Here is a 16,040-nt window from a genome sequence, read left to right on the forward strand (position 1 = left end):
ATAAAAGGAGCTGAGATTCCCCCAACTCCATCCTTTTCACTTATTTTGTTAAGGTAGTATAAATTTCTTCTACCAAGGCTACTGTATTTTCCCAGCCTAGACAAGGGTCGGTTATAGAGCAACCAAAGACCTCTGGTTGATTTTGGCGACCATCTGCTAGGTAAGATTCGATCATAAAGCCTCGAACCGTCTTTTTAATCTTTTCATTCCAGTCACGATTCAGCAAGGCTTGACGAACAATGCGAATTTGTTCCATATACTGCTTGCCTGAATTGTCATGATTGGTATCGATGATAATGAAGGGATTTTCAAGTCCCATGGTCTCATAGCGGTTGATGGCATTTAAGAGGGTTTCATAGTAGAAATTGGGTTCATTTTTACCATATTCGTTCATGGCACCACGAAGGATAACGTGGGCCAAAGGATTTCCTGAAGTTTCCACTTCTTGCCCATGGTAAAGGAAGGTTTGCTTGTTTTGAGCCGCATAGATGGCATTAAACATGACCCCGAGATTTCCAGATGTTGGATTTTTCATCCCAACTGGAGCATCAATCCCAGACGCTACAAAGCGGTGTTCCTGGTCTTCCACCGAACGAGCCCCAACAGCATGGTAGCTGACCAGGTCATCAACCAAAACGAGATTTGACGGATAAAGCATCTCATCAGCTGTTGTCAATCCAGTTTCGGTAATCACACGGTAGTGCAGCTGACGAACAGCCTGCAAGCCGTTAATCAGGCTTGGAGCTTTTGAAGTATCCGGCTGATGAACCAAACCCTTATAGCCATCTCCATTGGTACGAGGTTTAGCCGTATAGACACGCATCACGATAAAGATTTTATCCGCAACTTTTTTCTGCAAGTCTGCTAAGCGACGAGCATATTCGAGCACAGCTTCTTCATTGTCCGAAGAGCAAGGCCCAATCACCAAAAGGATTCGGTCGTCCTCACCTGAGATGATAGCTGCCAACTCTCTATCACGGGCTTCTTTTTTTCGCAATGCTTCAGCTGACAACTGGGTCGCAGCCTTGATTGCTTCAATATCAATTTCTTGACCTTTTTCGATAAATGCCATCTTACTCTCCTAGCGTTTGGTAAATTTCGCGAACCAGTGCTTCTGTGTTGTCCCATCCGAGACACGGATCTGTAATGGACTTACCAAAAACTTCGGGTTCATTTTGACGTCCATCTTCTAGATAGGACTCAATCATAAAACCACGAACGTATTTCTTGATTTTCTCATTCCAGTCACGGTTAATCAAGGTCTGACGAACGATACGGATTTGCTCCATATACTGCTTGCCTGAATTGTCATGATTGGTATCGATGATGATAAAGGGATTTTCCAAGCCCATCTTTTCATACTGGGCAATGGTATCCATCAAATTGTCATAGTAGTAGTTGGGAATATTTTTCCCATATTCATTCAAGGCACCGCGAAGAATGGCGTGGGACAATGGATTCCCCGTTGTTTCCACCTCTTTACCGAGGAAGAGGAAACTCTGTTTATTTTGTGCTGCATAAATCCCGTTAAACATGACATTGAGATTTCCAGATGTGGGATTTTTAAATCCTGTCGAGAAATCTGCTCCACTCGCTACAAAACGGTGCTGTTGATCCTCTACAGAACGAGCTCCAACAGCCATATAAGAAATCAAATCATCCACCAGCGGAAGATTTTCAGGATAAAGCATCTCATCCGCTGTTGTCATACCCGTCTCAGTAATCACACGATAGTGCAGCTGACGAACAGCCTTGATCCCATTGATCAAGCTAGGAGCTTCTGTCGCATTTGGTTGATGAATCAAGCCCTTATAGCCATCTCCATTGGTACGAGGTTTAGCTGTATAGACCCGCATGACCATAAAAATACGGTCTTTGACCTCTTCTTGCAAAGCAGATAGACGCTTGGCATACTCGAGAACCGCCTCTTCATTATCAGATGAACATGGTCCAATCACCAAGAGAATACGCTGGTCTTCCCCACGGATGATGGCTTCCAATTCCTGATCACGTTGATTTTTTCTCGCAAGAGCCGCTCCCTCTAATTTAGACAAGGCGCGAACTTCTTCAATGTTAATTTTAGGACTTTTAGCTTTAAATACCATGATTCATCTCCTTATAAAGCAAACGGACACCAAGCAAAAAATGATTTTTACCAGGTATCCGCCTGTATCTTATCTCATATTATTGTCTCTTACCATGACAGTTCTTGAATTTCTTACCTGATCCACATGGGCATTGGTCGTTTCGTCCGATTTGGCTCAAGTCCACACCTTCCGGAAGATGAGTCTGCTGTGCTGCAATATTACGAGTCGCAGTTGTACTGATATTGTGTTCCGTTTGCGGACGTTCTTGTTCGTGAATTTGTGCTTTCATCATCAAGCGGGTTACATCGAACTCAATCGATCCGATCATGTCGTTAAACATGCGGAAACCTTCTGCTTGATATTCTACAACCGGGTTGTTTTGAGCATAGCCACGAAGACCGACAGCATTTCGCAACTGGTCAAGAGCATCGATATGGTCTGTCCACTTGTTGTCTACAACACGTAGAATCAGAACCTTTTGAAATTCTTTCACTGCATCTTCATCACGAAGTTTAGCAACTTGGCTGTCATAGACTTTCAAGGCACGTTGGAAAAGTTCATCTTTGATAGCTTGGTCTGACAAACCTGCAAGATCTGAACGACTGATTGAATCTTCTGGAAGTAAGTTGTACTTAGCAAAGTTCAAGATTGCTTCTAGTTTTTCATCTTCCTTAGAACGTGCATGTGCATCCACGATACGTCCAATGGTACGACGAATCATAGCATGGATTTCTGGTGCCAAGTCACGGTCGGCAGTAATGACATCATAACGTTGTGCATAGATGATCTCACGTTGTTCACGCATGACATCATCGTATTGAAGTACCTGTTTACGTGTATCGTAGTTATTCCCCTCAACACGTTTCTGAGCCGCTTCCACTTGACGCGTTAACATACGGGATTCGATGGCTTCATCAGACATGTTGAGTCGTTCAAAGATACCTTTCAAACGTTCTGAACCGAAACGTTTCATCAAATCATCTTCAAGAGACAAGTAGAATTGTGACTCACCTGGGTCTCCTTGACGTCCTGAACGTCCACGAAGCTGATTATCAATACGGCGACTTTCGTGACGTTCTGTACCAATGACGCAAAGTCCACCAAGTTCACGAACCCCTTCACCAAGCTTGATGTCAGTACCACGACCGGCCATGTTGGTAGCGATGGTAACTGCGCCACGTTGACCAGCATTCATGATGATTTGCGCTTCTCTGTAGTGGTTTTTCGCATTCAAGACTTCGTGAGGAACACCTGCTTCGACCAATTTCTTAGAAAGAAAATCACTGGTTTCAACGGCAACCGTACCTACCAAGACTGGCTGACCTTTTTGATAACGTGCCTTCACATCTTCAACTACAGCCTTGAATTTTGCATCAAGACTTGCATAGAGAAGGTCTGAGTGGTCAATACGCTGGATTGGGCGGTTGGTTGGGATTGGGATGACACGAATGTTGTAGATTTCGCGGAATTCTTCTTCTTCTGTTTTACCAGTACCCGTCATACCTGCCAATTTCTTATACATACGGAAGAGGTTTTGGTAGGTAATAGAAGCTGAAGTCTTGGTCTCGTCTTGGATTGGCACACCTTCTTTTGCTTCAATCGCTTGGTGCAAACCATCAGAGTAACGACGACCTTCCATGGTACGACCTGTAAATTGATCGACGATCAGGATTTCCTGCTCTTCGCTGACCACATAGTCGATATCGAGAATCATGATATAGTTGGCACGAAGGGCATTGTCGATAAAGTGAGTAAGAGCTACATTTTCGATGTCGTAGAGATTTTCCAGTTTGAAGTATTCTTCAGCCTTGTCAATCCCTGAATCAGACAAACCAATAGTCTTAGACTGAATGTCAATGATATAGTCATCTTTGTCCAAAGATTTGACAAAGTGATCCGCCATATGATAAAGCTGACTAGTTTCCACAGCATTGGCTCCTGAAACGATCAAAGGAGTACGAGCTTCATCAATCAAGATCGAGTCAACCTCATCGACCAAAGCATAGTTGAGCGGACGCTGTACCATGTTTTCTGCCCGAACAACCATGTTGTCACGAAGGTAGTCGAAACCAATTTCTGAGTTAGTCGAATAGGTAATATCACAGAGATAGGCTTCTTTCTTCTCCATTGGTGACTTCGCAGCCAAATTAATCCCTACTGACAAACCAAGCCATGAGTACAATTCACCCATCTCAGTTGCATCACGTTCGGTTAGATACTCGTTGACCGTTACTACGTGAACCCCTTCACCTGCTAGAGCGTTGAGGTATACAGGCATCGTCGCTGTCAAGGTTTTCCCTTCACCAGTACGCATTTCTGGCACATCTCCATGGTGGAGGACAATCCCACCCATGACCTGCACTTTATATGGGAAAAGTCCAAGAACACGCTTGGCAGCTTCACGTACTACCGCAAAAGCCTCATAGAGCAATGAATCCAGCGATTCACCCTTATTGTAACGTTCCTTAAATTCATCTGTTTTTGCTTTTAGCTGGTCATCCGTCAAGGCTGCCATCTGCTCTTCATATTTGAGAACCTTGTCTGCCATCTTTTCCAGACGACGAAGTTCTCCTTTATCATTTTCGATAATCGTTTTTAAAATATTAGCCATTATTTTCCTTACTTTAGATTCTGAATATTTTAGAATGTTCTTTTAATTCTAGCACATTTACTCTTAATTTTCAAGAAAGAATCCGCGTTTTAACAGGGAAAAGAGGCTGACTTCTAGGTCAGCCTCTTAGCTTTTTATGGACTACATTTCACACAAAAATTTAATTGCCAAGCAGAGCTGGCAAAATTCCAAAAATCAGGAAAAGATTGATCCAGAAGGCCATACAAAAGATCACTCCAAAGAGGAAGAGACTCATCTTTTTAGTCAGTACTGAGAAAAAGATTGCCAATACACCAAAGACGACAAAGAGTTTTTTCATGATGAAGAAATAAACCGAAACTCCTCCTATTTGCAAATCCCATGGAAGACAAAAGACCAGCGGCCATAACAAGCAAATCGTAAGAATGTAGGTTTTATAGTATTGATGAATGAACTGCTTTATTTTGAACATCGGAACCTCCTCTAAACTTTAGCTATTGATGGATGTCCTCGTTTTGTTCTCTTGTTTCAGCTTGAACATTCTCTTCAGGCAGACATGGACTTTCCAGTCATTCACAAGAGATAAAAAAACTAAAAGGAACCATGTCCCCCAAATTGTTAAATCAGCAGGATTTTTCAAGACAATATTGAAAATTAAGAATGAAAAAATTGTAAAAGCGATACTGAACAAAGCCCACAAGGGAAGATAAATCCAGTAAAAGTAATAGAAAAACGCGAAATATTTACTATTTTTGTCCGTCTTCTCAATCCAATGAAAAAATAAAAGTAAGGTGATAATAGCAATAATATAAAAAATTTCTCCATCACACACCTCTTTTTAATAACGTTTTCTTTGATTTCATTCTATCAAAAAGATCTGGAAATGTCTTCCCAAATCTTGCTTGTTTATTCGGCTCTATAATATTTGTAGTGGGTAACCCCCTATAGATATTATGGAGCCTATTTTGTTGTAGAAAAAAAGTCCCATAAGATTTATAATGAAAAGCGACCAAACCATCATTAGAAAGAATCATATGGAACCATTACATTTTATCACAAAACTACTAGATATTAAAGACCCTAATATCCAGATTCTAGATATCATCAATATGGATACACACAAGGAAATCATCGCTAAACTGGATTACGAGGCCCCATCTTGCACCGATTGCGGATATCAAATGAAGAAATATGACTTCCAGAAACCGTCTAAGATTCCTTACCTTGAAACGACTGGTATGCCTACCAGAATTCTTCTGAAAAAAGCGTCGTTTCAAGTGCTATCATTGTTCGAAAATGGCGGTGGCTGAGACTTCTCTCGTCAAGAAAAATCACTAAATTCCTCGTATTATCAATCAAAAGATTGCTCAAAAGTTGATTGAAAAGACTTCTATGACCGATATTGCCCATCAGCTTTCCATTTCAACTTCAACTGTTCTCCGAAAGTTCAATGACTTCCGTTTTAAACATGATTTTTCTCGTCTTCCAGAGATTATGTCTTGGGATGTTGAAACAGTCAGGGGAGTGACTGTTTCAATCGGGAGATGAAGATGAGCTTTATTGCTCAGGACTTTGAAAAACTCAATATCATCGCTGTCCTTGAGGGAAGAACACAAGCTGTCATCCGAAATCACTTTCTTCGATACGATAGAGCTATTCGCTGTCAGGTAAAAATTATTACTATGGATATGTTTAGTCCTTACTATGACTTGGCTAAACGACTTCGCTTTCGAATTTCTAGGCTCAGGCTGAAACAGTCTACCAGACTGTTTCACTCCCAAATGCAAAAATTGTACTAGATCGCTTTCACATCGTTCAACATCTAAGCCGTGCCATGAGTCGTGTGCGTATCCAAATCATGAATCAATTTGAACGAAAATCCCATGAATACAAGGCTATCAAACGTTACTGGAAGATCATCCAACAGGATAAAAGAGATTCTAGATAAGCTTTTTAGCTATTCAGAAGACCTGAAACACCACTATCATCTCTATCAGCTCTTGCTTTTTCACTTTCAGAACAAGGAACCTGACAAATTCTTCGGACTCATTGAGGACAATCTAAAGCAGGTTCATCCTCTTTTTCAGACTGTCTTTAAAACCTTTTTCAAGGACAAAGAGAAAATCGTCAACGCCCTTCAGTTACCCTATTCTAATGCAAAATTAGAAGCGACTAATAATTTCATTAAACTCATCAAACGAAACGCTTTTGGCTTTTGGCTTTCGGAACTTTGACAACTTTAAAACTAGAATTCTCATCGCTCTCAACATCAAAAAAGAAAGGACGAAATTCGTCCTTTCTCGATCTTAGCTGACTTCAATCCACTACAGTTGACAAAGAGCCAGAAAACTTCTCTTTTAAAATTGTATTATTTCTGATTTGCTCTGCAAGTTGCATTTATATCCAACTAGATCTTCAAGAATCGACGCATTGAAATGCCTGATCCGATTGCCCCAATGAAAATACCAATCACAAACAATAGGACTGTCATCAAAGGAATAAACACATCTGGTGTAATCATTGACAAGTTTTGCCCCACCAAGGATTTATTGACAGATTGATAAACCATATTGTAGATAAAGAATACAAGGACTGAAGGAATCGCTGCACCTAGTAAGCCAATAAAGGCACCCTCTAGCAAGAATGGTCCTCTAATATAGCCGTTTTTAGCTCCTACTAGACGCATGATTTGAATTTCACGGCTCCGAGAAATAATGGTAATACGGATAGTATTAGAAATCAAGAAAACCGCAATGAAAATCAAAAGCCCTGCAATAACCAATCCCCAAACACGGATAAAGGAAGCCAGTTCGAAAAGTCGTTGAGTGTTGGCACCACCGTCTTGAACCTCAGATACCCCTTCAATTTTCTTGGCCTCTTCTGCTACTTTAGGAACATCACTCGGAGTATTGGTATCAACGATATAGGCATCATAGAGAGGATTAGCGTCTCCTTCAAAGACCTTCCAATCGTCTCCCATCGTTTCAGTCAATTTTTGATACTGCTCTTCCTTGCTTGAAAAAGTGACATTTTTAACACCTTGCATAGCTTTTAAGGCATCATAAACCTTGTGGTAGTCATTATTGGTAACTGTCTGACCTTCTTTTTCAATCGTTTCACTATTATCTGCTACATCCTTACGAATGTAAACCATGACACGAACGTTGTTTTCAATATCGGTAGCCAGCTTGGCTGTATTAAAAATTACGGATGCAAACAGGGCAACGAGTGTCAAGGTAATCATAACCGAACTCACTGCTGCTACTGTCATCCAGCCATTTCGTTTTAAACTTTTTAATGATTCAAATAAATGGCGAAAAAATCTACTAATCATCGTATCCATATTCTCCTTTAGCTTCGTCACGAACGACACGGCCATTTTCAATGGCAATGACACGGTGGCGCAAGGTATTTACAATCTGGCTATTGTGAGTCGCCATCAAGACAGTAGTACCTTGGAGATTGATGCGTTCCAACAGATTCATAATTTCCCATGAATTATCTGGGTCCAAGTTTCCTGTTGGCTCATCGGCAATCAATACTTTGGGATTGTTCACAATCGCACGAGCAATCGCAATCCGTTGCTGCTCTCCACCTGAGAGTTCGTTAGGGAAAGAGCGAACCTTGTGTTTCAAACCGACCAAGTCCAAAACTTCCATAACCCGTTTCTTAATATTGCGACGGTTCTCTCCGATAACTTCCATTGCATAAGCAATATTTTCATAAACAGTTTTCTTAGGCAAGAGTTTGTAATCTTGAAAAACTACCCCAACACTGCGACGGAGCAGAGGGATATCTTTCTTCTTGATTTTAACCAAATTAAAGCCTGCAACTGTTAAACTGCCTTTTTCAATCTTTACTTCTCGATATAAAGCTCGAATAAAGGTTGACTTCCCTGCTCCAGAAGGCCCAACGATATAGGCAAATTCTCCTGGTTCAATACTAAGAGAGACTCCACGAAGAGCAGTCGTTCCGTTATCGTATTTTTTGACAACATCTCGCATTTCAATGATTGACATGTGAGTTCCTTTCTATTCTTAGCTGATTCGCCATTTGAGATAGGCGTCGATGAAACCATCAAGATCTCCATCCATGACCTTATCTACCTGAGCAACTTCAAAGCTCGTACGGTGATCTTTTACCATGGTATAAGGTGTGAAGACATAAGAACGAATCTGACTTCCCCAAGTGATTTCTTTTTTCTCACCTTTGAGGGAGTCGACTTCCGCAGCTTTCTTTTCTTGCTCCATCTGATAGAGCTTGGCTTGCAACATCTTCATAGCACGATCTCTATTTCCATACTGGGTACGATCGGCCGTTGATTGGACGACAGTTCCCGTAGGAATGTGTGTCAAACGCACACCTGTTGAAACTTTATTGACGTTTTGTCCACCAGCACCACCTGAACGGAAGGTATCCATTTTAATATCATCCTCACGGATTTCCACTTCGATGGTATCATCCAACTCAGGCATAACCTCAACGGATGTAAATGAAGTATGGCGACGTTTGGCAGAGTCAAATGGCGAAATACGGACTAAACGGTGAACACCCATTTCCGACTTGAGAAGACCGTAGGCATTTGGACCTTCAAAGGACAAGGTCACAGACTTGATGCCCGCTTCATCACCAGCTTGGTAATCCAAGACTTCTACTTTAAAGCCTTTGGCATTTCCATAGCGAGTATACATACGGAGCAACATATCACCCCAGTCTTGAGCCTCAGTACCACCAGATCCTGGATGAATCTCCAAGATTGCATTATTGTGGTCATAAGGTTCTGACAAGAGAAGCGTCATCTCGTAGCTGGTCATCATCTTGTCCAGTTCTGTCAACTGTTCAACCAGTTCATCACGTACAGACTCATCTTCTACTAAAAAGTCCAATAAAATTTCAACTTCATCCTGCAACTCTTCCATTTTACGGAAGGTGTTGTAGGTATTTTTTAATTCATTTAATTCTTGCGACGTTTTTTGGGCCGCGATATTATCGTTCCAAAAATCAGGTTCCGTCATCTTGTTTTCCAAGATGGCAATCTCTTCCTCTAGTCCTTCGAGGTCAAAGAGACCCCCTGAAAGAAGCTAATTTTTCACGATTTGCGTCAATTTTTTGACGAATTTCTGAAATGTCCATAAATACTCCTTTATTCACATCGTTTCATTATACCACATTCTCTCATTTCTTTCCATATTTTGCTTGTTATTTCAAATTGTATACAAAAAAGAGGGTTTTCACCCTCTATATTTATAACTTTTTAGCAGAGGTTCGATCAATCTCCTCTACTTGGATACCTTGCGCTTCAAATTTCTCCTTCAGGAAGGTTAAATCAATCGTCCCATCAATTTGAACTTCAATCACGACCTTACCATCCTTGCGAGGAATATTGACTGTGTGTGAAATATTCAGATTTTCTTCTACAATCAAGGTCACAATCTTGCCCAAAACCCCGACTTCATTTTCCGTAATAAACCGAACACGAATTCCTTCCTCGCCGTAGCCAGCGATTTCTAGAAAGGCTTGAAAAACATCACGATCTGTAATCACACCATAAACCTGTTGATTGTCCACAACTGGAAGAATACCGATCTTATTCTTCAACATGAGATAGGTCGCATCTTCTAGACTTGCATAACCTGACACTGTGATGACATCCCGAATCATGACGTCTTTGACTTTGGTCTTATTGAGAAGATAATTCATCTCATAGATGGAGAGACTGGTTGCTTTAGACGGACTGGCTTCAGCAATAGTTCCTTCTGTTACAAGACCAACCAATTGGTCATTTTCGATAACAGGTAAACGGTGCAAGCCTTGCTCGCGCATCAAATCTGCTGCATGTGCTACAGTCGTATCTGGACTGATATAAACTACCTTGCGGGTCATAAAATCTTTAACTGCCATGAGACTTCTCCTTCTTTATTGCTACTATAATTATACACTTTCTTACAAAAACTATCAAACGCTTTCATCTCTTTTTCAAGATTTTGTAACATTCAATCACAAAAAAGAGAGAAACAGCCTTCTCTCTTAAACTTAAATCGTAACGGAATCTCTATCCTTAATCATATAGCGTTTTAAAGGAGTTAAGCTAGCTAGCCAGTACAATAGACCACCAAAGATCGCAGTAAAGCCACTACCAGTTGTGAGTAGGAACACAGGACTCTGGATATGCTTTGTTATAGGGTTGTAAACAAATAGTACTGCAACTAACAAAGAAATGATTACACAAGATAATCCTACCAGATTAAAGCCATTTGTAAACTCATAGGCGTCATGTCCTTCAAGGAAATAGGCTGAACGCAAATCGAGTTTTCGTTTTCTTAAGATAAAATAGTCAACAACGATCATTCCGATAATGGGTCCTTGAATATAGGCCGCCAGCGAGATGAAGGAACCGAAGTATTCATCCACTCCTCCCCAGATGGTAAGTAGGCTCACATAAACCATGGCAATCCAAACCATTAGTTTATAGCTTACTTTTGGCATCCCGCTTTTTACAATCATACAATTCACATACGATCCTGTACCTTGGGTTCCAATATTGGCAAAGGCTACTAATAGTAAACTTAAAAGCGCAAAGGCAGGAGTACTTAGAGTGGAAAGCATGGTCGTTGGGTCACTTTCATAGACACCTGTTTTGACAAACATAGCCAAAGCCATCACCCCACCTGTCGCAGCGAAGAATGGCGCAACAACCCCATACGATAATGCTGTAGCCCAATAGCCACTGCGTTCTGATTTTGCCAAACGTGGTAAGACAAATGCTTGTGTAGACCAAGAAAAGGCTACGGCCACATTTCCTTCCCCTGACATCATAAAACGTTCAATCGGTGTCAAATTTTCTTGGATGGCAGGTTGGACATTCATAATATCTCTAATCGGAACCGCAACAAAACAGATCCCAACAATGATTAGCCCGACAAATAACAAGGCAACCACCAGGAAGCGATTAGTACCTTTAATCACCTCTGGCCCCCCAAGAGCAATAAGCGTTCCAAGGAGAACACAGAGGGTACCTAGAATCGGTGCCCATACTCCTTTGTCTAAACCAAGTCCAAAATTATTTGCCAAATGAATCATGGAGCTGGCAAAAAGATTGGCGGTAACGGCGTACCAACCAAAATTTGCCAGACTAATCACGGTTGATAGAACGGCCACCCCTTTTCTACCTAGAACGGCTCTCAACCAAATCCATAAATCAATTCCATATTTAACCGCAAACAAGATTGGGAGACATTCAATAAAGACCCAGATAATGTTGAAACTAAAAATATTAATCAACATTTGATTAAAGGTCAAATATTGAGCCACATAGGCTCCTTGGGTATAACACCAAGTTGCGATGGCAAAACCACTTGTCGATAAGAAGAGATCCCAGAAAGAATACTGACGATCCTTGTTGGTCATGGGAACGATTCCCGTTATCGTCTCCTGTTGAATGAAGTCATTCATCTTGGACATTTTATTGAATACCTCCTGTCATGGCTAGGATAATCAGAATATGATTGACTAGAATCATATCAATTACTTATGTAAAATAAACTTTTAAGAAAGGGGAGATAAATACACATAGATTAAGGCTTTCATTTTTCTAGTCATTTTTTAGTTTCACCTACAACTAATTGTTCAAGTTCAATACCAATTCTCATTTTGTCAGTCCTCCGACTAACGATTAATTTTAGTTGACCATACTGCCCACTATAGTGGTACCAAATATAGAGAAACTTTCCTAATGGATTTACTTAAAATAATCCTCACAAAAGAGTGATAGTATGATGTTCCAAACGCCTGAGCTAGATAGCTGTATTTCGTTTTTACATCTGGAACTTCTTCTACGGAAATTTCAAATACCTGTTCAGCCTATTCTACCGTATCAATAAAGATTTTATAAATTCTCTAGTAAGGGGGACGTTTCTAATCAATCCTCTATCCTTAAATCGTAACGGAATCTCGATCCTTGATCATATAGCGTTTTAATGGAGTTAAGCTAGCTAGCCAGTACAATAAACCTCCAAAAATCGCAGTAAAGCCACTACCCGTTGTGATTAAAAAGATTGGGCTTTGAATCTGTGCTGTTACAGGGTTATAAACAAATAGTACTGCAACCAACAAGGAGATAAAGACGCAAGACAAACCAACCAAGTTAAATCCTTTAGTAAATTCATAAGCTTTATGTCCCTCAAGGAAATAGGCTGAACGCAAATCGAGTTTTCTTTTTCTCAAGATAAAGTAGTCAACAACGATCATACCAATAATTGGCCCCTGAATATAGGCAGCTAGTGAGATGAAGGAACCGAAGTACTCTTCCACTCCTCCCCAGATTGTAAGTAGGCTCACGTATACCATAGCAATCCAAACCATTAGTTTATAGCTTACTTTTGGCATCCCGCTTTTAACAATCATACAATTCACATACGATCCTGTCCCTTGGGTTCCAATATTGGCAAAGGCTACTAGTAGTAGACTTAAGAGAGCAAAGGCAGGTGTGCTTAGAGTTGAAAGCATGGTTGTTGGATCACTTTCATAAACACCTGTTTTGACAAACATGGCTAGAGCCATGACTCCACCTGTCGCAACGAAGAATGGAGCCACAACTCCGTATGATAAGGCTGTAGCCCAATAACCACTACGTTCTGATTTTGCTAAACGTGGTAAAACCAATGCCTGTGTAGACCAAGAAAAGGCAAAGGCAACATTTCCTTCTCCAGAAAGCATGAAGCGTTCTAATGGAGTTAAATCTCCTTGGGTAGCCGGTTGAATATTCATAATATCAGTTATAGGAACGGCGACAAAGCAGATTCCAACGATAATGAGACCGACAATCAACAGGGCGATTACCAAGAATCGATTGGTCCATTTAATCACTTCTGGCCCCCCTAGAGCAATAAGAGTTCCAAGAAGAACACAGAGTGTACCAAGAATAGGTGCCCATACTCCCTTGTCCAAACCAAGACCGAAATTATTTGCCAAATGAATCATGGAGCTAGCAAAAAGATTGGCCGCAACGGCATACCAGCCAAAGTTAGCTAAGCTAATAATAGTTGATAGCAAGGCTACGCCTTTTTTTCCGAGGACAGCTCTCAACCAAATCCATAAATCAATTCCATATTTAACCGCAAACAAGATTGGGAGACATTCAATAAAGACCCAGATAATGTTAAAACTAAAAATATTTATTAACATTTGATTAAAGGTCAAATATTGAGCCACATAGGCTCCTTGGGTATAACACCAAGTTGCGATAGCAAAACCACTTGTTGACAGAAAGAGATCCCAGAAAGAATACTGACGATCCTTGTTGGTCATGGGAACAATTCCCGTTATCGTCTCCTGTTGAATAAAGTCATTCATCTTAGACATTTTATTGAATACCTCCTGTCATGGCTAGGATAATCAGAATAAGGTTAATTAGAACCAAGCCAATGACTATAGTAAAATCACTTTTTAGAAATGGCTGAGCAAACACATAGTTTGGTGATTCCATTTCTTCTAGCCTTCTTTTCGTTTCATTTGCTATTAATTCTTCAATTTCTGATGTCGGTTTCATCTCAATTCTCCTCTAAGTATAAATCTAATGCAAGTTTTCCATACTGCTTGGTATAACGATACCAGATATAAAGAAATTCACCTACTGGTTTTCCAACGCTTTCTTGGAACAGGGCCCACAAAAACCAATAATACGAAGTCACTGATACATAGGCAAAATAGTGACGTTTGGTTTTCTTGTCTGGAACTTCTTGTAGATAGATTTCAAGTACCTTTTCAGCTTCTTCCACTGTATAATTTGAACACCCGATAAAGGTTCCTAAATCTCCTGCTGGATCTCCCATACCAGAATATTCCCAATCAATCAAGCTCATTTCGCCAGCTTCATTCAACAAGAAATTCGGACTATAAGAATCTCCGTGGCAGAGAACCTTTTTCGCTTGATCTTCTTGTAGAAACTTCTCAAGAACTGAGACATTCTTATCCAACTCTTCAAGCCCATCAAATTCAAAACGATTGCTAGCCTTTAATTTTTGTCTAAAATCATCAATTCCCTCAAATTGGTCAAAGGAATGTCCCGTTTTTTCTCCAGATTGGTGCAAGCGTCTCAAGAGCTCCATTGCTTTTGCTACATCATCCCAATTATCATAATCTAGTTGCTTGGCGTTAGGGATAAATTCTGAAATTTTCCAGCCCTCATCCTTGTTCATGGCAACAAAAGTACGGTCAATCTTCAATTTTGCAGCAATTTCCATGGAAGCCGCTTCACTAGCACGATCGATATAATTCTCCGTTCCTCTACCTGGATGACGGTAAACATATTTTTTACCTAGGCAGTCAAATGAAAACGAAGTGTTGGTTAAACCGTCTTTTAGGGGTTTAATATTGACAATATCTGAAGTTATACATCCTAATGTCTTACAGATGTTATCAATGATTTCCGAATTAGTATTCACCAAATAGTGTTCATCAAACTGACGCAACTCATCTAGTGAATCAAATTCCTTAACAATATCTGCTGAATAATGCCGAGCTTCCAAAGGAAGTTCCTTGACGTGACGACTATAATAATCTTCCCAGAGCTGTTCGCGATATGGTTCATGCTTAAATTCAGTTTCTAAAATATCTACGAACTTTTCACTAAATGCACGATCAAAATAAACGTGCCCCACCATAGCCCAAGTATTCGTCCCACCGATTTGGATATCGATGATTGTGTGATTGGAGTCTTCCTTAGAGCAGTATTCGTCTGTGTCCCCTTCTGCAAATATAGTCGAATAATAACCCCTGTAAATGTATCGCTCAAACGGATTTTCCACAAAATAATTATCTGAAGAGCAAATATAAGTGTTAGAAAGTTGATCTCTGACTAGCATGAGAGAAGAACAGTTGTTGTACTTGTAGTAATCATTATTCACAACGATTTTAACGCCAAACTTTTCTGCCAGATAGAACATTTTTTCTTGCAGATATCCTACAATAACTGTAATGTCCTCTATCCCAGCTTCTTGCAATTGCTTGATTTCTCTCTCAATCAAACGCTCACCTTTAACTTGAAGCAATCCTTTAGGTAGCTCATAAGACAAAGGAGCAAAGCGGCTACTCATACCTGCAGCCATGATAATGGCATTCTTCACCTGATACGGAGCCAAAGCCTCCTCACCTAAGTCAGTTAAGTGATTTTCCTCACTGATCCACTTCTCTTCTTTACATTCCTTGAGAAGATTATTTACCGTCCCCAAAGCGATATCTAGCTGTTCAGCCAATTGTCTCTGCGTAAAGTTTTCGTCTTTGTGAGTCAACAAAAAACGTAAAAGTTTAAATTGTTTTTCTGATAGCATATCCTCAGCCTCTTTTGTTCAATATTTTTGTTTATT

General features: G+C 40.4%; 12 protein-coding genes and 2 pseudogenes. 1 reads left to right on the forward strand and 13 read right to left on the reverse strand.

Annotated features, from left to right (window positions below; genetic code table 11):
* Window positions 1-40 precede the first annotated feature (40 nt).
* The 5 genes and pseudogenes from ACVBD2_RS07750 to ACVBD2_RS07770 all read right to left on the reverse strand — a co-directional run bounded on the left by ACVBD2_RS07750 (window position 41) and on the right by ACVBD2_RS07770 (window position 5,502).
* Window positions 41-1,072, reverse strand: coding sequence for a 3-deoxy-7-phosphoheptulonate synthase (locus ACVBD2_RS07750; protein ID WP_057489320.1), 1,032 nt, complete (start codon window positions 1,070-1,072; stop codon window positions 41-43).
* Window position 1,073: 1 nt separating this feature from the next.
* Window positions 1,074-2,105 (reverse strand): 3-deoxy-7-phosphoheptulonate synthase, encoded by a 1,032-nt coding sequence (locus ACVBD2_RS07755; RefSeq protein WP_125448662.1) that lies wholly within the window; start codon window positions 2,103-2,105, stop codon window positions 1,074-1,076.
* Between the two features lie 79 nt (window positions 2,106-2,184).
* Window positions 2,185-4,698 carry a preprotein translocase subunit SecA gene (gene secA, locus ACVBD2_RS07760; protein WP_461685537.1) on the reverse strand — a complete coding sequence of 838 codons (2,514 nt, stop codon included), beginning with the start codon at window positions 4,696-4,698 and terminating at the stop codon, window positions 2,185-2,187.
* Between the two features lie 160 nt (window positions 4,699-4,858).
* The gene (locus tag ACVBD2_RS07765) at window positions 4,859-5,149 is read right to left on the reverse strand and encodes a hypothetical protein (protein WP_461685538.1); all 291 of its coding nucleotides are present in this window, start codon (window positions 5,147-5,149) and stop codon (window positions 4,859-4,861) included.
* A gap of 18 nt (window positions 5,150-5,167) precedes the next feature.
* A pseudogene (locus ACVBD2_RS07770) lies at window positions 5,168-5,502 on the reverse strand (hypothetical protein).
* A gap of 209 nt (window positions 5,503-5,711) precedes the next feature.
* On the opposite strand from ACVBD2_RS07770, the pseudogene ACVBD2_RS07775 reads away from it, so the two are divergent.
* Window positions 5,712-6,987 (forward strand): annotated as a pseudogene (locus ACVBD2_RS07775) (transposase).
* 97 nt (window positions 6,988-7,084) lie between these two features.
* Here the strand turns inward: ACVBD2_RS07775 and ftsX are convergent.
* From ftsX to ACVBD2_RS07815, 8 genes are all read right to left on the reverse strand, one after another.
* Window positions 7,085-8,011 carry a permease-like cell division protein FtsX gene (ftsX, locus tag ACVBD2_RS07780; protein ID WP_461685539.1) on the reverse strand — a complete coding sequence of 309 codons (927 nt, stop codon included), beginning with the start codon at window positions 8,009-8,011 and terminating at the stop codon, window positions 7,085-7,087.
* Window positions 8,004-8,696 (reverse strand): cell division ATP-binding protein FtsE, encoded by a 693-nt coding sequence (gene ftsE, locus ACVBD2_RS07785; RefSeq protein ID WP_000022257.1) that lies wholly within the window; start codon window positions 8,694-8,696, stop codon window positions 8,004-8,006. The genes ftsX and ftsE overlap by 8 nt, the downstream gene beginning before the upstream one ends.
* Before the next feature lie 18 nt (window positions 8,697-8,714).
* A protein-coding gene (prfB, locus tag ACVBD2_RS07790) for a peptide chain release factor 2 (protein ID WP_461685540.1) occupies window positions 8,715-9,810 on the reverse strand; the annotation gives its coding sequence in 2 pieces (ribosomal slippage) (window positions 8,715-9,737 and window positions 9,739-9,810; 1,095 coding nt in all).
* 111 nt (window positions 9,811-9,921) lie between these two features.
* A complete protein-coding gene (locus ACVBD2_RS07795; RefSeq protein ID WP_461685541.1) occupies window positions 9,922-10,578 on the reverse strand; it encodes a CBS domain-containing protein in 657 nt (218 codons plus the stop codon).
* Window positions 10,579-10,710: 132 nt separating this feature from the next.
* A complete protein-coding gene (locus tag ACVBD2_RS07800; protein ID WP_461685542.1) occupies window positions 10,711-12,138 on the reverse strand; it encodes a cytosine permease in 1,428 nt (475 codons plus the stop codon).
* A 471-nt stretch (window positions 12,139-12,609) separates the two neighbouring features.
* Entirely contained in the window at window positions 12,610-14,037 is a 1,428-nt protein-coding gene (locus tag ACVBD2_RS07805) for a cytosine permease (RefSeq protein WP_125449613.1), read from the reverse strand.
* A 1-nt stretch (window position 14,038) separates the two neighbouring features.
* A complete protein-coding gene (locus ACVBD2_RS07810) occupies window positions 14,039-14,224 on the reverse strand; it encodes a hypothetical protein (RefSeq protein ID WP_038805583.1) in 186 nt (61 codons plus the stop codon).
* Between the two features lies 1 nt (window position 14,225).
* A complete protein-coding gene (locus ACVBD2_RS07815; RefSeq protein WP_461685543.1) occupies window positions 14,226-16,004 on the reverse strand; it encodes a phosphotransferase in 1,779 nt (592 codons plus the stop codon).
* Between the last annotated feature and the right edge of the window lie 36 nt (window positions 16,005-16,040).

This window comes from Streptococcus sp. KHUD_018 (genome assembly GCF_054861215.1).